18 protein-coding genes and 1 pseudogene are annotated in these 22949 nt (G+C 54.7%); 9 read left to right on the top strand and 10 right to left on the bottom strand.

The genetic code is table 11. The annotated features are described in order from the left end of the window. Positions 1-6 precede the first annotated feature (6 nt). The 5 genes from cydB to DBR37_RS08160 all read right to left on the bottom strand — a co-directional run bounded on the left by cydB (position 7) and on the right by DBR37_RS08160 (position 7317). On the bottom strand, positions 7-1161 hold the full coding sequence (gene cydB, locus DBR37_RS08180; RefSeq protein ID WP_124573938.1) for a cytochrome d ubiquinol oxidase subunit II: 1155 nt from the start codon (positions 1159-1161) through the stop codon (positions 7-9). Then, a complete protein-coding gene (locus tag DBR37_RS08175) occupies positions 1158-2759 on the bottom strand; it encodes a cytochrome ubiquinol oxidase subunit I (protein WP_124573937.1) in 1602 nt (533 codons plus the stop codon). Before DBR37_RS08175 ends, cydB begins: the two co-directional genes overlap by 4 nt. Before the next feature lie 56 nt (positions 2760-2815). After that, positions 2816-4522, bottom strand: coding sequence for a thiol reductant ABC exporter subunit CydC (gene cydC, locus DBR37_RS08170; RefSeq protein ID WP_124573936.1), 1707 nt, complete (start codon positions 4520-4522; stop codon positions 2816-2818). Continuing rightward, complete coding sequence (gene cydD, locus DBR37_RS08165) at positions 4519-6198, bottom strand: thiol reductant ABC exporter subunit CydD (RefSeq protein ID WP_233588310.1); 1680 nt, start codon at positions 6196-6198, stop codon at positions 4519-4521. The genes cydC and cydD overlap by 4 nt, the downstream gene beginning before the upstream one ends. A 378-nt stretch (positions 6199-6576) precedes the next feature. Continuing rightward, positions 6577-7317: an SDR family oxidoreductase gene (locus DBR37_RS08160; RefSeq protein ID WP_124573934.1), complete on the bottom strand. Its 741-nt coding sequence runs from the start codon at positions 7315-7317 to the stop codon at positions 6577-6579. 115 nt (positions 7318-7432) lie between these two features. Between DBR37_RS08160 and DBR37_RS08155 the strand changes: the two genes are divergently transcribed. After that, on the top strand, positions 7433-8329 hold the full coding sequence (locus tag DBR37_RS08155; protein WP_124573933.1) for a LysR family transcriptional regulator: 897 nt from the start codon (positions 7433-7435) through the stop codon (positions 8327-8329). Between the two features lie 170 nt (positions 8330-8499). Further along, positions 8500-8904: a group III truncated hemoglobin gene (locus tag DBR37_RS08150; RefSeq protein WP_124573932.1), complete on the top strand. Its 405-nt coding sequence runs from the start codon at positions 8500-8502 to the stop codon at positions 8902-8904. A 91-nt stretch (positions 8905-8995) separates the two neighbouring features. Here DBR37_RS08150 and azu read toward each other — a convergent pair whose 3' ends face one another. After that, positions 8996-9448, bottom strand: a complete 453-nt coding sequence (gene azu, locus DBR37_RS08145; protein WP_124573931.1) for an azurin — start codon at positions 9446-9448, stop codon at positions 8996-8998. Between the two features lie 352 nt (positions 9449-9800). On the opposite strand from azu, the gene DBR37_RS08140 reads away from it, so the two are divergent. The 4 genes from DBR37_RS08140 (at position 9801) to DBR37_RS08125 (ending at position 16326) form a co-directional block, all read left to right on the top strand. Continuing rightward, the gene (locus DBR37_RS08140; protein WP_199739066.1) at positions 9801-10301 is read left to right on the top strand and encodes a sigma-70 family RNA polymerase sigma factor; all 501 of its coding nucleotides are present in this window, start codon (positions 9801-9803) and stop codon (positions 10299-10301) included. Further along, positions 10289-11284: a FecR family protein gene (locus DBR37_RS08135; protein WP_158610238.1), complete on the top strand. Its 996-nt coding sequence runs from the start codon at positions 10289-10291 to the stop codon at positions 11282-11284. The genes DBR37_RS08140 and DBR37_RS08135 overlap by 13 nt, the downstream gene beginning before the upstream one ends. A gap of 89 nt (positions 11285-11373) precedes the next feature. Next, a complete protein-coding gene (locus DBR37_RS08130; RefSeq protein WP_124573928.1) occupies positions 11374-13851 on the top strand; it encodes a TonB-dependent receptor in 2478 nt (825 codons plus the stop codon). 315 nt (positions 13852-14166) lie between these two features. Beyond that, complete coding sequence (locus tag DBR37_RS08125) at positions 14167-16326, top strand: TonB-dependent siderophore receptor (RefSeq protein WP_199739065.1); 2160 nt, start codon at positions 14167-14169, stop codon at positions 16324-16326. A 95-nt stretch (positions 16327-16421) separates the two neighbouring features. Here DBR37_RS08125 and DBR37_RS17255 read toward each other — a convergent pair whose 3' ends face one another. Next, on the bottom strand, positions 16422-17531 hold the full coding sequence (locus DBR37_RS17255; protein ID WP_233588309.1) for an isochorismatase family protein: 1110 nt from the start codon (positions 17529-17531) through the stop codon (positions 16422-16424). A gap of 104 nt (positions 17532-17635) precedes the next feature. On the opposite strand from DBR37_RS17255, the pseudogene DBR37_RS17400 reads away from it, so the two are divergent. Both DBR37_RS17400 and DBR37_RS08105 read left to right on the top strand, forming a co-directional pair. Further along, positions 17636-17812: pseudogene (locus DBR37_RS17400) on the top strand (LysR family transcriptional regulator); the annotation flags it as partial. 55 nt (positions 17813-17867) lie between these two features. Next, positions 17868-18539: a substrate binding domain-containing protein gene (locus DBR37_RS08105; RefSeq protein ID WP_124573927.1), complete on the top strand. Its 672-nt coding sequence runs from the start codon at positions 17868-17870 to the stop codon at positions 18537-18539. Between the two features lie 134 nt (positions 18540-18673). Here the strand turns inward: DBR37_RS08105 and guaA are convergent, their stop codons facing one another. From guaA to guaB, 3 genes are read right to left on the bottom strand one after another with little or no spacing between them, the layout of a single operon-like run. Next, positions 18674-20293, bottom strand: a complete 1620-nt coding sequence (guaA, locus tag DBR37_RS08100; protein ID WP_124573926.1) for a glutamine-hydrolyzing GMP synthase — start codon at positions 20291-20293, stop codon at positions 18674-18676. A gap of 49 nt (positions 20294-20342) precedes the next feature. After that, a complete protein-coding gene (locus DBR37_RS08095) occupies positions 20343-20810 on the bottom strand; it encodes a GAF domain-containing protein (protein ID WP_233588308.1) in 468 nt (155 codons plus the stop codon). A gap of 9 nt (positions 20811-20819) precedes the next feature. Continuing rightward, the gene (guaB, locus tag DBR37_RS08090; protein ID WP_124573925.1) at positions 20820-22280 is read right to left on the bottom strand and encodes an IMP dehydrogenase; all 1461 of its coding nucleotides are present in this window, start codon (positions 22278-22280) and stop codon (positions 20820-20822) included. Positions 22281-22443: 163 nt separating this feature from the next. On the opposite strand from guaB, the gene DBR37_RS08085 reads away from it, so the two are divergent. After that, a complete protein-coding gene (locus DBR37_RS08085; RefSeq protein WP_124573924.1) occupies positions 22444-22947 on the top strand; it encodes a DUF4124 domain-containing protein in 504 nt (167 codons plus the stop codon). The last annotated feature ends 2 nt before the right edge of the window (positions 22948-22949 follow it).

Genomic DNA, 22949 nt, shown 5'->3' with positions numbered 1-22949 from the left:
CGCGCTTTAATAAGCGTGTCCGGTTTCTTCCCGTATCTCTTTTTCATTCACCTTGCCCCACAGCACGTGATACACCCAGGTGGTGTAAGCGACGATCAGCGGGATAAAGACTGCGGTTACCACCAGCATGATGAACAGCGTGAGATGACTGGATGATGAATCCCATACCGTCAGGCTGGCGCGCGGATCTATCGACGAAGGCAGGATGAAGGGGAACATCGAAGCACCTACGCTGAGAATGATGCCGCTGATGCTCAGGCTGCTGCACAACAAGGCAAAGATTTCGCGACGGAAACGCAAGCCGAAGAAAGCACCCAGTGCACCGACAAAGCCAGCGGCTGGCGCGGCCATCGTCCACGGATGCGCGGCGTAATTGGCGAACCATGCACCGGCATGACCTTCCACGGTTTTCAGCAAGGGATTCGATGGTCCGAACCGATCAATCTCGCTGCTGATGCGATAACCATCGATGTACTTCCATAACAGCAAGCCAGCTACTGCATAGAACAATATGGTTGCAAGCGCTGCCACACTGCCATAGTTACGCGCACGCCCTGCTACTGCACCGTCTGTCTTCAACTGTAACCAGGCGCTGCCATGCATGACCAGCATTGCAATGGAGACCAGTCCGCACAGCACGGCAAACGGATTCAGCAGGCCGAAGAAACTGCCGTCGTAGAAAATATGCATGCTGGGCTCAAGTCTGAACGGCACACCCTGCAACACATTGCCCAGCGCCACACCAAAAATCAGCGTCGGCACCAAACCACTGAAGAACAAGACCCAATCCCAGCGCGCACGCCACACCGGATCTTCGCGTTTACTGCGGAACTTGAATGCCACTGGCCGCAAGATCAGGCCGGTCAAAATGGCAAACATCGCCAGATAGAAGCCGGAGAACGCCACCGCATACAGCTGCGGCCACGCTGCAAAAATCGCACCGCCACCCAGAATCAGCCAGACCTGATTGCCTTCCCACACCGGGCCGACGCTATTGATGACGACGCGTCGCTCCAGGTCGGTTTGTCCAACGAAAGGCAACAAAATACCGCTGCCCAGATCAAAGCCGTCAGTCACGGCAAAACCGATCAGCAGTACCCCGATCAGGGACCACCAAATCAGACGTAAAACGTCATAGTCGATAAGTGTGTGCAAAATCATAGTGGCTCCACGACGGAAGTTGGTGCGGATGGGAGGTTGGCGCGAACATTGACGCCTTCATCAGGTACATGCTCATCTACAGGCCCCTTGCGTATTATCTTGAACAACAATTTCAGCTCGATGATCAGCAACACCGTATAAATCGCGATGAAACCGGCGAGCGTAATCAGTAGTGTCTTGATACCCAGATTCGATACAGCGACCGCAGTCGGTAATACCCCTTCAATCACCCACGGCTGCCGGCCAAACTCAGCAACCAGCCAGCCCGCTTCAATCGCGATCCACGGTAACGGAATAGACCACACGGCGACCTTCAGCAACCAGCGGTAACGATCCAGCTGGCGACGTGCCGACAACACGAAGAAGGTTGCCGTCAGCGCGATCATGAACATACCGATCGCCACCATGATGCGGAAACTCCAGAACAGCGGCCACACATGCGGCACCGTATCCCAGGCTGCCTTCTGGATCTGTTCCGGCGTTGCCTTCAACGGATCATCGACATAGCGCCGCAACAGCAAGGCGTAACCGAGATCACCGCCGTTATCTTCGAACTGCGCACGCAGCTCGTGCGAGATATTTTTTGTGCCGCCCTGAGCACGTATCTGTTGCAAGGCATCGTAGGCTTTCAGGCCATTCGAAATCCGACCTTCGGCACGCTCAACCAACTCAATGATGCCGGGGATGGTGGTATCCAGCGAACGGGTACCGATCAGACCCATGATGAACGGGATATGAATCGCGTAATGATTTTCGCGTGCTTCCTGATCCGGAAAACCAATCAGCGTGAAAGACGCGGGTGCATCCTGTGTCTCCCACATGCCTTCGATTGCAGCCAGCTTCATCTTTTGATGTTCAGTCGACAGATAACCGCTCTCATCACCGAGTACCACTACCGACAGTGATGCGGCCAGACCGAATGAAGCTGCGACTGTCATCGAGCGTTTGGCGATGTCGAGATGACGTCCCTTCAATACATACCAGGCCGAAATACCCAGCACAAAAATCGAAGCCGCGACATAGCCAGCCGACACGGTATGCACAAACTTGGCCTGTGCCACCGGATTGGTCAGCACCGCGAAGAAGTCACTGACTTCCATGCGCATGGTGTCGGGATTAAAGACTGCGCCGACCGGATTTTGCATCCAGCCATTCGCAATCAAAATCCACAAAGCCGAGAAATTGGAACCGATGGCCACAGCCCAGGTGGTGATCAAATGCCCTACCTTGGACAGCTTGTCCCAGCCAAAGAAGAACAAGCCGACAAAGGTTGCTTCCATGAAGAAAGCCATCAAGCCTTCAATCGCCAGCGGTGCGCCGAAGATATCGCCGACGTAGTGGCTGTAGTAGCTCCAGTTCATGCCGAACTGGAACTCCATCACAATACCGGTGGCGACACCCATCGCGAAGTTAATGCCGAACAGCGTGCCCCAGAACTTGGTCATGTCGCGCCAGATGACGCGGCCGGTCATGACATAGACCGTCTCCATGATCGCCAGCAGGATGGAAAGCCCCAGCGTTAGGGGCACAAAGAGAAAGTGATACAGCGCCGTGGCGGCGAACTGTAGCCGTGATAAAGAAACAATATCGAGTTCCATGTAGCTCCCTTTAATGACTTGAATTCTTCGTCGTATTCAACTGTTTACCCCGGTGTTTAATCCGGCCGCAAACTGTTCAACACACCTACAAAATCTGCATCGCTACGCTTCACTTCGGCAACAATACGCCCATGTTGCAAACAAACCAAGCGGTCTGCGAGTTCGGCTTCACGCCGTACATGGGTTGCCAGAAGGAAAGCGCGCCCTGCGGCCAGCGTATCCAGACCTCGTAAAACATCGTGCGCCGTGGCCTGATCCAGCCCTTCGGTAGGCTCATCCAGCAGCCACAGCGGCACATCCCGGAGTAACAGCCGCGCCAGCGCCAGGCGGCGTAACTGCCCGCCAGACAAGCCAAGCCCGCCCTCGCCCAGGCGCGTATCCAGCCCATTTGGCATATTTGCAACATCGTCAGCCAGCCCGGCGCTGTGCAGTACCTCCCACAGCCGTGCATCGTCGGCATCCGGAGCCGCCACGCGCAAGTTGTCGCGCAAGCTGTCCTGAAATAATTCGGTACGCTGCGTCAGCAAGCTATGCGGGGCCACGCAAACATTGCCGGAGCGTGCCGACAGTTCGCCAGCGATCAAGGCCAGCAAAGTGGATTTACCGGCGCCGCTGGCACCGATCAAGGCCACGCGCTCACGGGCCGACAATGCCAGCGAAATATTCTTCAGGATATTGGCCTCCTGGGCATGGACATCTGCACCAGCAGGATGTGCGCTGACATTCGTCAACTGCAGCACCAGGCCAGCGGGTGGTCGCGGCATCGCCGCAGCACCTTCGTCTGTCGCCTGTATGCGCGTACCGAGACGGCGCGCTGCCAGAACGGTACGCCCCAGTTCCAGCGCACCACGACGTAATGCAGAAAACGGCTCGGTCGCCGTCAACACCAGTAACACTGCCAGTGCCGCCAGCGGCACATTCAGCACACCAGTACTGACCAGGGCTGCCGTCAGCAGCAAGGTGGCCGTCAGCGTGATGGTGCCGACGATGCTGTAAGCCATACCGGCCTGCGCCTCAAGCCGGTTCAAGGCATCATCCGCACGCGCAAGGTGCTGGTCCGCTACGGCCAGTGCATGCTTCTGCGCATCGAGTTGCCCGGCCATGATCAACTCAGTCTGGCCGGCGACCAGATCGATGCTGCGCGCACGCAGTGCTTCCAGCGCATAACTGCGGCGACGCGCGTCCGGTTGCGCCCTGCGCGCAACCATCAGTGCAATCAGCAAACCCGTGACAATCAGCCATGCTGCCAATGCCAGACCCAGCCACCATTGCAAAAAGGCCAGCGCCACGCCGAGTGCCAGCGCCGCACACAATGCAGATGCAAGCGGCACCAGTACGCGCAAGTACAAGGAATCCAGTGCATCTATGTCACCAGTCAGGCGAAACAGCAATTGCGCGGGTCGTGCCAGCAAGCGACGCGCTGCCTGCGGCCGCGCCCAGGCGCGGAACAGACGCACACGCAAACTCGCCAGGACTTCCAGCGTCGCGTCATGCGTCACCAGTCGCTCGCCATAGCGCGCGGCAGTACGACCCAGTGCCAACAGCCGTATACCTGCGGACGGCATAAATACATCAAAGGTAAATGCAAGTGTCGTATTCAGACCGGCAATCGCGGTGGCGGTAATAAACCAGCCCGACAAACCCAGCAAAGCCATGCCGGACAGTACGGTGGTGGCTGCCAGCAGCGCCCCCAATAACAATTTATTGCGACAGGCGTCAGCAAACAGACGCAGTACCGGAGCAAGATCGCGCCAGAGGATCATGCTTGCTCCTCCGCCTGCAGCAAGATGACGCGATCCATGCGCGCTGCCAGTACCGGATCGTGCGTCGCCACAATCATGGTTTTACCCTGGGCGAGTTGCAGCAAGGCGTCGCTCACTTGTAGCGCAGTGGCTTGATCCAGATGCGCGGTCGGTTCATCGACCAGCAGTAAATCAGCATGCGGATCAGCTGCTGCACGTGCCAGTGCCAGACGCACTGCTTCGCCACCGGACAAGCCAGCACCGCCCTCGCCCAGTGCGATACCTGGACGCGCTTGCGCGACACCTTCGAGTTCGGCAAATTTCAACGCGGCGGCAACATCTGTTGCGCTGACACCATCCCGACGCAAGGCCACGTTGGCATGTACCGAACCAGCGAAGATATGCGGCTTCTGTCCTATCCACGCCATGCGCTTGCGCAAACCAGCCGCACTGTGCGCAGACAAGAGCACGCCATCGATAGCGATGCTCCCCTGTGGCAGCGGCAACAAGCCGGCAATCAAAGCAAGCAAACTGGATTTGCCGCCACCACTGGCAGCCATGACGGCGACACGCTCACCGGCAGCGATCTGCAAGTCAAGGCAATCAAATACCGATGCATGACTACCCTGATACGCAAAGGACAACTGCCGGATAGTAACTGTCGGCGCAGCATGCACCGTCGCGGCTACAGCTTCATTTGACGTTGTGCCTGCATCCGGCAACAGCAAACCGTCTGCAGTTAAATTATCGAGTGCTTCCAACGCAGCATCACCCGCCGCCCTGTCATGCCAGACCGCAGACAACTCACGCAAAGGCTCAAAGAAAGCCGGAGACAACAAGAGAATGAACACACCCTGCCCCAGGGTCAGGCGTGTACCCCAGGCACCGTATTCGAGTTGCCCCAATAAATGAAAACCGATGTACACCGCCACCATGGCAACACCGAGTGCCGCAAACAATTCGAGCACCGCCGACGACATAAAGGCGATACGTAGCACTGCCATCGTACGCATGCGCAACGCTTGTGCTGACGCATGCAAACGCAACGCAGTCGCTTCGATAGCACCCAGCGTGCGCAGGGTCGCCAGGCCGCGCAAGCGATCCAGCAGGAAGGCATTCATGCCACCCATCTCCACCATCTGCGCTTCACTCGCCGCTTTCGCGCGCCAGCCTACCAGTGCCATGAACATCGGAATCAATGGCGCGGCAATCAGCAGGACCAGCGCAGCTATCCAGGACAAAGGGGTAACGACCATGAGGATGGCAAGCGGCACAATCATGGTGCGTAGCCGGGCCGGACGATAACGGGTGAGATAAGGAATGACAGCTTCGGCCTGCTCGGCCATCACACTGGCAGCGAGACCGGACGCAGGTCTGGCGGCATCCAGCGGTGAACGTGCAGCCAGCGATGCAGCGACCTGCTCACGCATGAGGGACAATTCAGCACGCGCTGTTTTGAATATGCGACGCACACCTGCAGCGTCACAGACAGCACGTACCAAACCAAGGATAAAAATCAGGACAGCAGGAAGATAGACTGCAGCAATACCGGCACCATCCATCAATCGCTGTAGTGCATAGGCCAACAAACCGGCTTGTGGCAACCACAGCAAGGATGCAAAGACTTGCAGCAAACTTCCGACCTCGAATCCTGTACCGGATCGCAATCGCTGGAAAGCGGCTGGTTTGGTATGCATAGTGCCTTGCATTATTACGCATTGCCACACTCTTGTGTGGTCCTACTTATTTCATTACATCTTATTCGATGGGGTGGAACACAGCATACGCCCGGCCTGCCTGCATAAACAGGATCAGATGGAGGTGGTTAAGCCATATCAGTTCTTAGTCGTGCACAGCCGTTGACTGCGTCACAACATGGCGATCATTATCGCGCGCTGAAAATTCCAACATTTGCGCCACATCAAATTTAGGTGCTTTACGATATTCATTTTAAGAATAAGAGAAATAAAAAAAGCATCGCCTCCGACAGGAAGCGATGCTTTTTATCTTCACGTTTTTTAGCGCCGCACGCAGACCGTGAATAACTCCGCAACACTGATCCGGCGATTACAACTTCATGCCAGGCCACCATTCGCGCGCAATACCTGACCATTAATCCAGCCACCATCACGCCCAACCAGGAAGGACACGGTTGCAGCGATATCGTCTGGCTGCCCCAGTCTTTGCAATGGCGGCATATTGGCGAGCTGCTGTATTTGCGCTTCGGTTTTGCCATTGAAAAACAGGTCCGTCGCAACCGGTCCCGGCGCCACTGCATTGACGGTAATGTTACGACCCCGCATTTCCTTCGCGAAGATGGGCGTCAACACTTCGACCGCCGCCTTGCTGCCGGTATAGACCGAATAGTTAGGCAAATTCATCGCTACTGTGGTGCTGGAAAAATTCACCACCCGACCGCCGTCATTCAAACGCGTTGCTGCCTCACGCAAGGTATTGAAAGTGCCGCGCACATTGATACTGAACGTACGCTCAAACAATTCATCACTGGTGTCCGCCAATGCAGCCATCTGCAAAATCCCGGCGTTATTGATCAGCACATCGACCTTGCCCAGCTTCTGTTCTGTTTCATCAAACAGGCGGCGCACATCTGCGGAATTGGCGACATCCGCTTTCACCGCTATCGCTTCATGCTGCGCGGCCTGCAATTTGGCGACCAGGGCATCGGCCTCGCCTGCGCTGCTGGCGTAGTTAATAACAACCGCAAACCCGTCGCTGGCCAGGCGCTCTGCAATCGCCGCGCCTATGCCACGCGATGCACCGGTAATGATGGCTACTTTTTTTGCTTGCTTGCTCATGGTCTGCTTCCTTAATGAGTGGGAGTGACGAGAGTGTGCAACAAACAAAACAAAAGATAATCAGGGTAAAATCGACATCATTATTCGATATTTACCAACAATAAGGCCGTAAATCATGGATAGAATCCAGGAAATGCAGATTTTCGTGCGCATCATGGAGCGGCGCAGCTTCACCAAGGCTGCCGAAGACTTGCAACTGCCGCGCGCCACCGTCACCAATGCAATGACGCGCCTGGAAGAACGCCTGGGTTCCCGCCTGCTGAACCGCACGACGCGACTGGTGACACCGACACTGGATGGCGATGCGTATTACACGCGTTGCGTACGCCTGTTAACCGACATCGAAGAAGCTGACGGCGCATTCCGCAATACCGCGCCCAAAGGTTTGCTGCGCGTCGGCGTGCAAGGGACGGTCGCGGCCCACTTCCTGGTGCCGACCCTGCCAGCTTTCTTTGCGCGCTATCCGGGCATGGAACTGCATATGGATGAAAGTGATCGTCTGGTCGATCTGGTGCGCGAAGGCATAGATTGCGTACTACGCGGCGGCACACCACAGGATTCATCACTGATCGCACGTCGCGTCGCGATGCTGGAACAGGTGACCTGCGCCAGCCCGGCATACCTGACCCGATACGGCCAGCCGCGCAGCATAGAAGACCTCGCGCGGCACAAAGCGGTCAACTACATCTCCAGCGCCAGCGGCAAACCTTTTCCATTGGAATTCATGGTGGATGGTCGCATGCACTCCACCGTATTACCCACCGCCATTTCGGTGACTGGTGCCGCGGTATACGCTGGCTGCGCGCTTGCCGGCATCGGCATCGTGCAAATGCCGCGTTACCACATCGAGCAGGAATTAAAGGATGGTCGCCTGCAACTGATCCTGCCAGACACGCCACCTCCGCGCATGCCACTTTCCGTGCTGTATCCACAAAACCGCCAGCTATCAGCACGTATACGCGTGTTTACCGAATGGCTGCAGGACATATTCAAAGCCGCAGGTCAGTCATGAGAATTTGCGCCAGATCAATTCCGGCAGTTACAGACTAAGCGTTAATAGAGGAAGAGGACGCGGTCTATCATATACATACGGCTGACTAGAACTCATTTCACAAATATCCGCGTTCGCACTCGCGGATATTTGTAAAATGAGTTCTAACCATCATTCATCTGGAGAATAAAGTGCCTGCAGAAGATCTATGCACTGACGACGAAGTCGCAACACTGGTACACGCCTTTTACGCCAAGGTCCGGCGCGATGAGATACTGGGACCTATCTTCAATGGCCTGGTCGATGACTGGGAGCATCATTTAAACAAGCTGGTGGATTTCTGGTCGTCTATCCTGCGCGGCAGTGGTCGCTACAGTGGCACACCAATGCAAAAGCATATCGCCTTGCCGCACCTGGATGAAGCACTGTTCCAGCGCTGGCTGGCCCTGTTTCTGGAAACCACAAAAGAACAGCCGAATCAGGCCATGGGTGAACGTGCCTATACGTCGGCACAAAGAATTGCTCAAAGCCTCTGGTATAGCTATCAAATGTCGCGCAGTCCAAACAGCATACCGGCTGACTTAACTTTTAACTGAGTGAATTTGTTTGTCGAATTTAATTTTGAAACAAAGCGGAATGATGCGTCGCTGACAAATACACTATTCGTCAGCGACCTGTACAACGGACTTACTTCGTCACTTGTACTGTGCCCTTCATGATGCCCGAATGACCGGGGAAGGAGCAGAAGAAGGAGTAGGCCTCACCTGCTTTCAACTTGGATGGTGCAAAGCTGATCGTATCGCTCTCGCCGCCACCGATCACCTTGGTATGCGCGATAACACGTGCATCACCCGCCTTCAGGTAACTCTTGTCCAGTCCGGCCGCGATACCATCGCTGGCCACACCTTGCATATCTGCTGTCTTGGTCAGCACCCAGTTATGGCCCATGATGTTTTTGGCCATCTTGCCGCTGTGCTTGAGCTTGACCGTAAACTGTTTGCAGCTTTGCGGTACCGAAATGCTGGTTTTATCGAACTGCATGGCATCATTGCTGCTGATCTCAACTGAACAATTTGCCGCCATTACCTGGCCGCTCAAGCCTGCCATCATCAATACGAGTGCTGGTTTCCATACTTTCATTTCTTCTCCTTCAATTATTGGTTCATCGCATCGGAGCTGTGACCTTCCTCAGGCTTCCGATTCTCACATTGCAGGCCGATATACACATATGCGATTCCTTATGTCGGACATATGCAATCTGATATGGATTGTGCCGCTTATAGGCAGGATCTGATTTGCGCAATATCAAATAAGTGCGCGAATTACCTTTGTAAATCAAAGCTGACCTGCGGACGATTAGCAACACTTTCTGCCAAATATTCTGATCAGCGCATCCAGATATTGAGCTAATCCGGGTTGCCATTCAATAATAATCATTCTCATTTACGCGCATTACCCAGATACATCTGTTATCCCTCACACGGATCCTGCTGTGAACCACCTTCCGCCGACCTCCATTATCGAGAAGCTTTACATCGAACATCAGCCGTGGTTGTTCACCCGGCTGCAGCGCCGCTTGTCCAGTCGCGCCGATGCGGAAGATGCGACTGCGGAAACTTTTGCGCAGGTGGTGGAAAACAAACATCCTGAAGTCATAGCAGAACCTCGCGCCTTCCTCACGACTATCGCCAAACGCGTACTGTTTCATCTCTGGCGTCGGCAGGACCTGGAAAAAGCCTATCTGCAATCACTGATGCTGCAGCCTGAAGCGGTTGCCCTGTCGCCCGAAGAACGCGCCGTACTGATAGAAGCAATAGAACAAATCGATCGCGCGCTGGACGCACTCCCGCTGCCCGTCAAAACAGCATTTCTATATAGCCGTCTGGATAGACTGACTTATCCGGAAATCGCCAAGCGCATGGGCATCTCCCTCGCGACTGTCGAACGCCATATGAAACGCGCGATATTGGAATGCCTGAAATGGGCACCATGAATCCGGCCGGCAGCACGTACACAAGCAATGACCATATCGTCCATGCGGCAGTGGATTGGTTAATCCGTTTTGAGTCGGACACCATGACCGCGTCTGAACAACGCGCCTTTGAACTATGGAAGGCCGCCGATCCGGCACATGAACTGGCGTGGAAGCGCGTCGCCGGCTTATTGAATGACTCGCTTGCAATCGTACGCGACGTCGGTTTGCGTACACCAGGCCAGCTGCAGGCGGCACAACGCACCTTGCTTAGCGCACGCCGCCGCAAACTGCTGCGCGGCGCACTCGTATTCGCTGGCGTAAGCGGCGCTACCGCTTTGCTGGCAGAACGGCAGCTCGCCATAGGCCAACTCATGGCCGACCTGCAAACCGGTACCGGACAAAGACAAACATTTACACTCGCAGACGGCAGCAGCGTACAACTCAACGCACGCTCGGCAGCCGACGTCGATTTCAACCAACACACCCGTCAGCTGCGTTTGCGTGCCGGCGAACTGATCGCCAGTGTCGCACCCGATAGCAACCGCCCTTTTATCGTCGAGACCGCACACGGCATGGTGCGGGCACTGGGTACCCGCTTCCTGGTCCAGCAGCGCGATACACAATCGCAGGTAGTCGTGCTGGCACACAGCGTAGACCTGCGCACACGCGATGGCCAGCAACTACGCTTGCGTGAAGGTGAAGGCGCGGTCTTCGATTCAGCTTCCGCAAATCGTATCAGCGGCAACGCCGGCGCCCTGGCTGCGTGGTCTGACGGTATGCTGGCCGTGGAAAATGCCAGCCTGGCTGAAATCATTGCAGCGCTCAAACCATATTACAGCGGCTATATCCGCATCTCGCCACAGGCAGCCGCGCTACGTACCTTCGGCGTATTCCCGCTCGACAATCCAGCCCATACTTTACGCACGCTGGTACATGCTTTACCGCTGCAAATGCAGCAGTACGGTAACTGGCTGATCACCATAGATCTCATGTCTGCCTAGCCCGATCAACAATTTATTTTAAAAAACATGAGGGGTTTTTCTGCTTCGCTCCACATGGTTAGTGAAAACCAACCATAAGGGACTTATACATGCAGCATCTACACCTTCCTCGCTTAAAGCTGAGTCGCATCGCCTTTGCCGTTGCTATCGCCTGCACCCAATCCGCTGTATGGGCACAAGCCGCAGAGACGACTGCCGCGACTAGCGCTGTACAGTTCAATATCCCTGCAGGACCACTCAGCACCACACTCACCCGCATAGGCCAGCTCAGCGGCCGCACCATCATTGCCGATCCGGGTCTCATCAGCGGGCGCCAGGCACCAGCCATCAATGGCCGCATTTCTTCGGGTGAAGCAGTACGCCAGGCACTGGCTGGCAGTGACTTGCTGACTGAAACCACGCCGGGAGGCGCATTAAGCATCCGCCGTAAAAGCGCCGGCGAAATCAGTGATGCCAACACACCAGATAATGCAACCGTGATGCCTACCGTCGTCGTCACCGACGAACGCATGGGTGGCAGTGTGGCGCAACCCGCACGCCAGATCACAGTGATCGAAGACCAGGAACTGAACGACCTGCGCGCCATTTCACCCAACAGCATAGGCAGCATGCTGACCAAAGCCGTACCAGGCTTGTCGGACTCCAGTCGCTCGCTGACCGACTACGGTCAGACGCTGCGTGGCCGTAACGCCCTGATACTGGTAGACGGGATTCCGCTCAATACCAATCGCGACTCATCACGTAATCTGGTCAATATCGATCCTGCCCGTATTAACCGGATAGAAGTACTGCGTGGCAGCAGCTCTATCTACGGCAGCGGCGCCAGCGGCGGCATCATTTCGGTCAGTACGCGTCCGGCTGGTGGCGAACCGATAGCGGAAACCACGATATCGATGAACGGTTCATTGTCCAGACTCAACAAGGATGGTTTGGGCGCACAGGTACAACATTACTTTTCCGGCAAAGGCGATGTGGTCGACTATGAAGTCGATGCTTCGTACCGTCGCATAGGCGGCTCCTACGATGCGCACGGTGACCGCATTGCACCGGATGCCAGCCAGGGTGATCTGTTCGACTCGAATACTTACAGTCTCGGCGGCAAACTGGGTTTCCGCATCGATGCAAATCAACGCCTGCAACTTTCCGCCAGCTACTTGCGTGCGAAACAAAATACCGACTACGCCACCGATCCGAAGATCGCCAGCACGCCGATAGGCACAGCGACAGCGCGTGCCATACAGGGCCTGAATCTGGCAAATCAGAACGAGGTGGAAAACACTTTGCTAAGCGCCAACTACGAACACAAGGACATCCTGGGTAGTTCACTCTCTGCGCTGCTGTATGGCCGCGACAACTTCACGCGCTTCACTCCGTTCGATGCACGCGCCAACGTTAACCGTGGCAACAATATCGATCAGGTCATGCAAAACAACAAAGTCTTTGGCGGCCGCCTGACCATGGATACACCTTTGGGCAGCGGCCAAAAAGCCAAACTGTTGTGGGGTGCAGACTTCATCCAGGAACGTAGCAACATGCCGCTGGATGTCTTTGATCCGGCTGCTTACGATGCCAGCGGCGGCCTGGTATTCCGCAAAACCGGACAACGTACTTACATGCCGTGGCTCACCACACGCAGCATGGGTGCTTTCGCGCAGTTGCAATACAAATTCAATGAACAATGGTCGGCCGAAGGCGGTTTGCGTTACGAAAAAGCCAGCGCATCGTTCAACGACTTCCAGCCGCTGTCCCAATCCAAACTGGCAAGCCCGACCACGATCAAAGGCGGCAAGGTCAGCTACGATGCCGTCGTATATAACGCCGGGCTGACATTCAAACCGGTCAAGGGGCAGGAATTCTATACATCCGTCAGTCAGGGCTTCGACCTGCCGGACATCGGTGTGATATTACGCAATGCAAATGCCTCCTTCAATATCAACTCATCGCAACTGGAACCGGTAAAAACAGATAGTTACGAACTGGGCTGGCGCGGGCGCTTCAGCAATACCGTGGCTACCTTCGCACTATTCCGTTCCAGCTCGGATCTGGGCGGAGTGCAATCATTCAACAATGGACTCGTGCTCGCACGCACCAGCGAAAAAATCAACGGCGTTGAAGCCACGGTCGATTACTACAGCGACAACGAGAAATGGGTAAGCGGCGGCACATTCACCTGGATGCAGGGACGCGAATTGCCGCAAGGAGCCAAACAGGACCAGCAAATGACCGGCTATCGCATCCCGCCGGTCAAAGTCACCGCGTATGTGCAATACCAGCCTAACGAACGCTGGAGCAATCGCGCGCAATTCACATGGTTCGCAGCTAAAGACTATCGCCTGGCCGATGGCAAAACGCAATTTGCACGCGCTAACGTAGACGGCTACTACACAGTGGATCTGGTATCGCGCTACAAGCTGAGCAAAAAAGATTCCATCACGCTGGGCATAGAAAACCTGTTCAATAAATACTACCTGCCGCTATACAGCCAATTGGTACGCAGTGGTAACAACAACAGCCGCCTGCCTGCAGCCGGTACGACATTTGCGATTAGCTATACGCATCGCTGGTAAGAAATCAACGCGCCATAAAAAGCCCCAATGACGACTAGTCATCGGGGCTTTTTTATTGGGAAAGTGTCCGCGCGTATCCCGATTCCCCATCTGCACATAGCTGTCGCTGCGACAGCATGCCTGACCGGCTTGCGCCACCCACTGCTCTTTACGGAACTATCTCAAGCATCTGGGACCGTCATTCAAGCTATATTGCCAACTCATTTATTAATAATGATTCTCATTTACAAGAGAGGATTGACCAGCAAGAAAGGACAGTTAATTCGTCCTGAATACATGCCTCGACACCGCTAAAGAACCATCCGAGAAAACCTTATGCCGCCTACCCATTTGCATCTACAAATCAAACGTATCGCCCTGGCTGTTGCGATGGCCTGCACGCACACTGCAGTGACTGCACAAACCACAACATCACCGTCTACAGAAAAAGAAGCGGAAGAAAAAAACAAGATTCCGCACCAGGTTCTCCCCCATGTCTATGTCTCGCCCGATGTACTTGACCACGATGATGCGCGCGTCAAAACAGTGAGCACGGCAACTAAAACCGCGATGAACATCAAAGATATACCGCAGACTATAGACACCCTGGAAATGAGCAAATCCAAGGTCTACGGTCAAAACGATTTAAGCGTCCTGCTCGATGGCACACCCGGCATCGATACCTCTTACGACACACGTGGTGACGGCCTTACGATACGCGGCTTTGAGGCAAGCTCTGGTGACATCTATCGTGACGGTGCCCGTGCCAGCGGACAAATCCGACGCAGCACCGCCAACGTTGAACGTATTGAGATATTGAAAGGCCCTGCCTCTGTCCTGTACGGACGGGGGCAAGGTGGTGGCGTCGTTAACCTCGTCAGCAAACAGGCTAACTTCGATAGTCCCAGCAGTGTAGGCCTGCGTGGCGGCTCATGGAAAAATCGTGGCACCACCATCGATCTCAATCGCATCATCACGCCTAACCTGGCCGCACGCCTGACCATCGACTACGAAGAAGCCGACAGCTTCCGTCGAGGCATCGCCAATCAAAACAAAATGATTTCTCCCAGTATTCTGTATGACAACAAGCGGGGCTTCACCTGGCTGGCACAGTACACTTACGACAAAGTATGGCGCCGACCAGACCGTGGGCCGTCATACAACAACTTGCCTCCAGGCGTAGACTTCCGTACTGCCTATGCGCATCCGCAAGACTATATGGAAGATCGCATGCAAATGTTTCGCTCAGTACTGACCTATGACTTCGGTAACGATTGGTCGCTGAAATGGACTTCGGCATTGCATGAAGCCAGCCAGAATTTCGATAATTTGTACGCAGGAACATACAATGCGGGGACACGACAGCTAACCTTTACTCGTGTCTGGCAAGAAGCGGACAACACCTCTTTGACAAACTCCTTTGATCTCGCAGGCAAATTCCGGACCGGCGGTATCAAACACGACGTACTGGCAGGTCTGGAATTCACGAAAGAAAATCGCAATCCAAGTTTCACAACAGCAGGAGCAAGCAGCTCTAACCCATCCCGTTATCCGTATGGAGTAGACCCTTACAATCCGGTCTGGACGCACAGTAAAACTCCTACTGGCCCTTACACAACGGCGAATCGTCACAAGGCAGATGCATCCGCCCTCTATCTGCAGGATCTGATCGAAATAACACCGCAATGGAAAGTTCTGGCCGGCCTGCGCTTTGATCGCTTTACATTTAACTCACTCAATCTCATCAAGAACGAACAACGCGGATACAGCGGCAACACTGTGAGCCCGCGTGTCGGACTGATCTGGCAACCTGTCGAAGCACATAGCATTTACCTGTCGTATAGCAAAAACTTTGCCCCGTATGGCGGTCGCGGCATGATCTCCGTAGCAACTGGCAGCAGCGCAATTTACGATAGCGAACCGCAGTATTCGCGTCAGATAGAAACAGGCGTCAAGAGTGACTGGCTGAATGGCAACCTTTCCAGTCAGCTTGCCATCTACAGCATGGAGAAATACAACATCCGTTATCAGCCAGATGCCGTCAATGATCCTTATACCTGGGCAACCGGCCGCCAGGAACGCTCACGCGGCATAGAAGCCAGCCTGACAGGCAAGCTGGCACAGACTTGGTACATCCGTAGCGGCATAGGCTTGCAAGAAGCAGAGATCACAAAGAATCTTGCCAATCCTGCTTTGGTTGGCAATCAAAAAAGCGGTATCGCACGCAAAAACGGCAACGCCTTCCTGCGCTACGTACCGACTGCCAACTGGTATGGTGAAACCGGTGTCACTTATCGTGGTCCGACCTACGCCAACGATGACAATAAAGCGCGGCGTTCCGGCTATACGCGCTGGGATGCATCCGTCGGCTATCGTGCGCTGCCCTGGACCGTTACCCTTGCCGTTACCAACCTGACGGACAAACGTTACTGGCGCTCTACCAGCATGCCAGGCGCGCCGCGTAACTTCTTGTTGAGCGTGAATCGTTTGTTCTGAATCAATTCAACTGCATAAATATTAAAAAGCCCCAATGACTAAGCATCATTGGGGCTTTTTCATGTGATTTTTAACTTCTGCGCATGCGAGATTTGTCAGTGCCGCACCGCAATCGCATCTATCTCAACCTTCACGTCCGGCCGATACAAAGCCTGCCCCCCTATCAACGCGCTCGCTGGTGCATGCCCCTTTAACCAGCGATCACGGACGGTTCGTATGGTCTCCAGCTGTTCAGGTATATAGCCACTCACATAAAAAGTCATACGTGCGATCTGTTGCGGGTTGCTTCCGGCATGACGCAAGGTCTCATCCAGATTTTGGAAAGTCTGCTCCAGCTGCCCTTCCAGCGTGGCAGGCACACTTCCATCTGCTGCCACAGGGACGTGGCCACTGAGCAAGAGCAAGCCATCTTGCACCGCTACCGCGCCGGAAATCCCCGGGATTTCCGGCCCCGGTGCTGTCAACGTACGTAATTGCGCACTCGGCGTCATCCGCTGAGGTCGCAAGTCCGACAGACGTTCAACAAACTGTTGTGTCGACATTGCCCAACCGAAGTGATGCACGACATCCTGCAAAACATGCATCTGTTGTTGTGCATTAAAAGCCGCCGTTGCATCACTCAATACGATGGCTTCATATCCCAAATCATGCGCAGCACGCAGCGTCGATTCTATGCAGACATGAGTGGCATAGCCTGCCAGATAGAGTCGCGTAATACCCTGACCGCGCAAATAGTTATCCAGATCGGAGGCGGCAAATGCACTTGCACCGGCCCGACCACTAATCACGAATTCATTAGATACCGGCGCGAACGGGGGATAGAACTGCCAACCGTTATCCTGTTTTTGCCAAGTCTTGGCACTAGGGATCGCGCCACGCAAGCCAAATCTCAAATTGCCGAATTCGCGGTAATCCGCTGACAGCTGCAATGTCGCGTGGATCACCGGCATACCTTGCTTGCGCGCCGCCGCCAGTACCTGCTGTGCCGCCAGCTGCGATCGATTGAACTGCCGCTCATCCTTCATCAGGCCGCGCAACTTGCCATCTGGTGCCAGCCACTCATTAACGAACTCGATCATCAATAGTGCAGACTTTCCGTTATGCGGCGCTTGCTGTGGAGGCAAAGTATGTCCACCACTGGCATAAGCAAGCATTGGTGACAACAACATGAGTTGGTAAAACAAATGACGTATTAACTTGAGCATTTGAGACTCCTTGAGTAGTTGCGAGGAGTCCACTATAGGTATGATCACTTGTCATGATAAGACCGCAAAATTCAAAGTAATTATGAACTCAGGGAACGATAAATATGGACCCATTGACCGACATCACGACCTTCGTGCGCGCTGCTGAAGCAGGCAATTTCACACGTGCTGCTCGCCTGCTAAGAGTCAGCCCATCGGCCGTCAGCAAAGCCGTAGCGCGTCTGGAAGCAGAAGTCGGCGTACGCCTCTTCCATCGTTCGCCGCGCCAGATCACCTTGACGAGTGATGGCGAAGCCTTCTTCGATGCTTGCCGTCACGGTATGACGACGATAGAAGATGCGCGCAGTCTGCTCGCCAGAGCCGTCTCACCCCTGGCGCGGCCGACTACGCATTTGTGTACCGGTCAGTTTCGGGCAGTATGTCGTCGCACCTGCCCTCAGTACATGGCTGAAGCTATATCCTGGCCTCGAAATCGAATTGAAGCTAACCGACAGGCATGTGGATATGACGGCAGAAAGATACGATCTTGCCGTGATGCTGGGAGAAGTACCCGACTCACGTCTGGTAGCACGTGCACTGCCAGCGCACCGCTTCCTGACGGTGGCAGCTCCTGCTTATCTGCAAAAACACGGCGCACTCGAGACGCCGCAAGATCTGGAGCAGCATATATGCCTGCGCTATGTGATGGCCAATAGCGGCCAATTCCGCCCATGGACCTTCAGCCGCAACGGGCAACATTACAGCCACTTTCCGATCGGACCATTGGCAAGTGATCACGCCACCGTACTGCTTGCACTGGCCGAAGGCGGGCAAGGTTTGCTGCAAGCGCCCTACTATGTCGTTGCTGCTGCGCTGGATGCAGGTCGACTGCTTCCTGTCCTCATTGATTATGAAAGTATCGGTGCGCCGCTGGCCGTCGTGTATGAAAAGACGCGTCAAGCGTCCGTGCGTACACAACTTGCTGTTGAGTTCTTGTTGAGTCTGGGCAGATCACTTGAGAGAAGCTAAGCTGCATTTCAACTGTTTGCAATGTAACGACTACTACAAGCGTGGCAGGCCTTCTTAGCCACAATAAAAAAGCCCGTGATTACACGGGCTTTTTTATTTACTTGCAGCGACCAAAACAGGTCTGACTGAAAAGCTTATTCCCACTCAATCGTCGCAGGCGGCTTACCAGAAATATCGTAGACCACGCGATTAATACCGCGTACTTCATTGATGATGCGATTCGAGACGTTGCCCAACAATTCATGCGGCAAGTGCGCCCAGTGTGCGGTCATGAAGTCTTGCGTCTGTACTGCACGCAAAGCCACCACGTATTCATAGGTACGGCCATCGCCCATCACGCCTACCGATTTTACTGGCAGGAAGACGGCAAACGCCTGGCTGGTCGCATCGTACCAGTTGCGGTGCGGGATACCGTTGTCCGTTGCTTCGGATGCGCCTGGTGTAGCCACGAATGGGGTCTTGCGCAGTTCTTCGATGAAGATGGCATCGGCACGACGCAAGAGATCGGCAAATTCTTTTTTCACTTCACCGAGGATACGCACACCGAGGCCTGGGCCTGGGAATGGATGGCGATACACCATGTCGTGTGGCAGGCCGAGCGCTACGCCCAATTGACGCACTTCATCCTTGAACAATTCACGCAGTGGTTCCAGCAATTGCAGATTCAGGGTTTCCGGCAAGCCGCCTACGTTATGGTGGCTCTTGATGGTGTGACCCTTCTTGCCCTTGCCTGCACTTTCAATGACGTCCGGGTAGATCGTGCCCTGCGCCAGCCATTTTGCATTCTTGCGCTTACCTGCTTCCACCTGGAAGACTTCGACGAATTCACGACCGATGATTTTGCGCTTGGCTTCCGGATCGCTGACGCCGGCCAGATGCCCCATGAACTGATCGACTGCATCGATGTGGATGACGTTGACGCCGAGGTTCTCGGCAAACATCTCCATTACCATCTTGCCTTCATCCAGGCGCAGCAAACCGTGATCGACGAATACGCAGGTCAGCTGATCCCCAATCGCGCGATGGATCAGCGCAGCAGCAACGCTGCTGTCTACGCCGCCGGACAAGCCGAGGATAACTTCGTCGCTGCCAACTTGCTGGCGGATTTTTTCAACTGCTTCAGCGATGTAATCCGGCATGTTCCAGTCCGATTTACAGCCGCAAATTTCATGCACGAAGCGCGCGATGATGACTTTACCTTGTACGGTATGTGTCACTTCAGGATGGAACTGGAATGCGTACATGCGACGCGCTTCATCTGCCATCCCGGCGATCGGGCAATTCGGGGTCGATGCCATCAGCTTGAAGCCTGGCGGCATTTCATTGACCTTGTCACCGTGGCTCATCCAGACTTTCAACATGCCATGCCCTTCGGCTGTAGTGAAGTCGCTGATGTCTTTCAACAATGCGGTATGGCCATGTGCGCGCACTTCAGCGTAACCGAATTCACGTACCTTGCCGTTTTCTACCTTGCCGCCCAGTTGTTCTGCCATCGCCTGCATGCCATAGCAGATACCCAGCACCGGCACACCCAGCTCAAATACGGCTTGCGGTACACGCGGCGATTCGTCGCCTTCGATGACCGAATTCGGGCCACCCGACAGGATCACACCAGCGGCACCGTAGTTGCGTACGAACTCATCGCTGACGTCGTATGGATAGACTTCAGAAAAAACACCGGAATCGCGCACGCGGCGTGCGATCAATTGGGTGACTTGGGAACCGAAATCGAGGATGAGTATTTTCGAATGCATGGGATAGTTGGCTAATGCTTCTAGGTGGAACGATTAATTTTCAAGCTGATTACTTTGCGGCGGGCGATGCTGACGACATATGTGCATGCAGCTCCCGTTCCAGCACAGCGACCAGATCATGCAGGCAGTGCTTGTCGCCTTCGGTGAACATGCGCGGTCGCTCATGTATCAGGCCTATCCTGCCGACTATCTGTCCGTCGCGATTACGCACAGGCTGCAATGCATAAAAGCGTACGTCCAGATTATCTATCTTGCCCAGAGCTGCCTGGAATGGCGACGATTTTTCCGGCACCACCTGCAAGTCATCCGTCAGATCCAGTTGCGCACAAAACGCATGTGCAGCTGTAGCTAAAGATGAGCCGGAGTCATCCGTCACATGTAAATAAACGATACAGGCTGACACGCCAAACAGATGTTTTCCCAGCCGCTCTATGCGTGCAACAGCGTGGGTAAGATCTTCTTGCCGGCTCCTGCTGCTATCAAATGCAGGGCTGGCAAGTTCTGCTGTCAGTGCCATGCAGCGACCTTATTCAGCGCGATAGTTCGGCGCTTCCTTGGTGATTTGCACGTCATGGACATGCGACTCACGCATACCGGCCGAAGTGATTTCTACAAACTCGGCACGTTCACGGAATTCGTCTATCGACGAGCAACCACAGTAACCCATCGAGGAGCGTACGCCGCCTACCAGTTGATACAGGATGGTGACCATGCTGCCTTTGTAGGCAACGCGACCTTCGATACCTTCCGGCACGAATTTATCAACGTTGTTGGCCGGATCCTGGAAGTAGCGGTCGGCCGAACCATCGGCCATCGCGCCCAGGCTGCCCATACCGCGGTAAGCCTTGTAGCTGCGGCCCTGGAACAGAATCACTTCGCCCGGCGCCTCATCAGTACCGGCAAACATGCTGCCCATCATGACGCTGGAAGCACCTGCGGCCAGTGCCTTCGAAATATCACCGGAGAAGCGGATGCCGCCGTCGGCGATACATGGCACGCCTGTGCCTTTGAGTGCATCAGCGACGTTCGAGATAGCTGTAATTTGTGGCACACCGACACCTGCGACGATACGCGTGGTGCAGATCGAACCAGGACCGATACCGACCTTGACGCCGTCAGCCCCGTGTTCAACCAGTGCCAGCGCAGCTGCCGCGGTAGCAATATTGCCGCCGATGACGTCTACGCCCTTGTAGTTATCCTTGATCCAGCGCACGCGATCCAGCACGCCTTTGGAATGACCGTGCGCGGTATCCACCACGATCACGTCCACACCAGCCTTGACCAGCAGGTCTACGCGCTCGTCGTTGTCGGCGCCGACGCCGACTGCTGCGCCAACGCGCAATTTACCCTGGCTATCTTTCGAGGCCAGCGGATGCTCGGTTGCTTTCTGGATGTCTTTGGCGGTAATCAGACCGCGCAGTTCGAAGGCGTCGTTGACGACCAGCACGCGTTCCAGACGATGCTTGTTCATCAGGCGCTTGGCTTCAACCAGATCCGCGCCGTCCGGCACGTAGACCAGCTTTTCCTTCGGTGTCATTTTGCTGCTGACAGGCGCATCCAGCTCGTTTTCAAAGCGCAAATCGCGGTTGGTGATAATGCCAACCACGGTCTTGCCTTCGACGACCGGGAAACCACTGATGCCATGTTGCTGCGACAAGGCGAGCACGTCACGGATCTTGGTGTCAGGCGGAATGGTAATCGGGTCACGTACGACGCCGGATTCAAAACGTTTTACTTTGGCAACTTCACGTGCCTGCTCTTTCGCAGTCAGGTTTTTGTGAATAATGCCGATGCCACCTTCTTGCGCCATTGCGATCGCAAGGCGACCTTCAGTCACAGTATCCATCGCTGCCGACAGCAAAGGGATATTCAGGGTGATGTTACGGCTCAGGCGCGTAACAAGGGAAGTATCTTTTGGGAGAATGTCAGAGTAAGCCGGAACCAGCAGCACGTCATCGAATGTGAGTGCTTTTTGTAATAAACGCATAGTATTTTCCTAGTGGCGCAAAAGCGAATTATACAGAAATCCGTTTGCTGCGTCTTGCACTTGCGAAAAAGCTTGTCGACAAATTGTCGTATTGATTGACAGCAGGCAGGAAGCATGGCGAAATCGCACAACTATTTATCGCTTTCCCCCTGAAGGATTAGTCATGCGTTCAACTGGTTTTGCCCGCCTCACCCTCGCACTCATCCTCACTCTCGGAACCAGCGCCGCGTTTGCACAATATATCTGGCTGGATAATAAAGGCGTGAAGCAGTATTCGGATCGCCCGCCACCAACTTCAGTACCGACCAGCAAAATCCTGAAAGCCCCGGGCACGCCATTGCGTACCGCCTCGGAAGCCAGCACGGACGAGGCGGAAAAAGATGTCGATATGACAAAAAAGGCGCCGCCTACCCTGGCTGACAAAAATGTCGATTTCCAGAAGCGCCGGATAGCGCAGGCCGAGAAAGACAAGGAAGCGGAGCAAAAAGCCAAACAGGCGGCAGATCAGAAGAAGAATTGCGAGCGTGCGACCGCCTATAACCGCGTGCTGGAGTCAGGCCAGCGCGTCAGCCGCATGGATCAATCCGGGGAACGGGTTTATCTGAGCGATGAAGAACGCGAACAGGAAATAAAAGAGAGTCGGCGCGTACTGAACGACTGCAAGTAATC

The sequence above is a fragment of the Herminiimonas sp. KBW02 genome (assembly GCF_003852535.1).
In the GTDB taxonomy this organism is placed as follows: Bacteria; Pseudomonadota; Gammaproteobacteria; order Burkholderiales; family Burkholderiaceae_D; genus Oxalicibacterium.
Note: the sequence above shows the minus strand (reverse complement) of the source record. Positions and strands in the feature narration are given on the sequence as shown.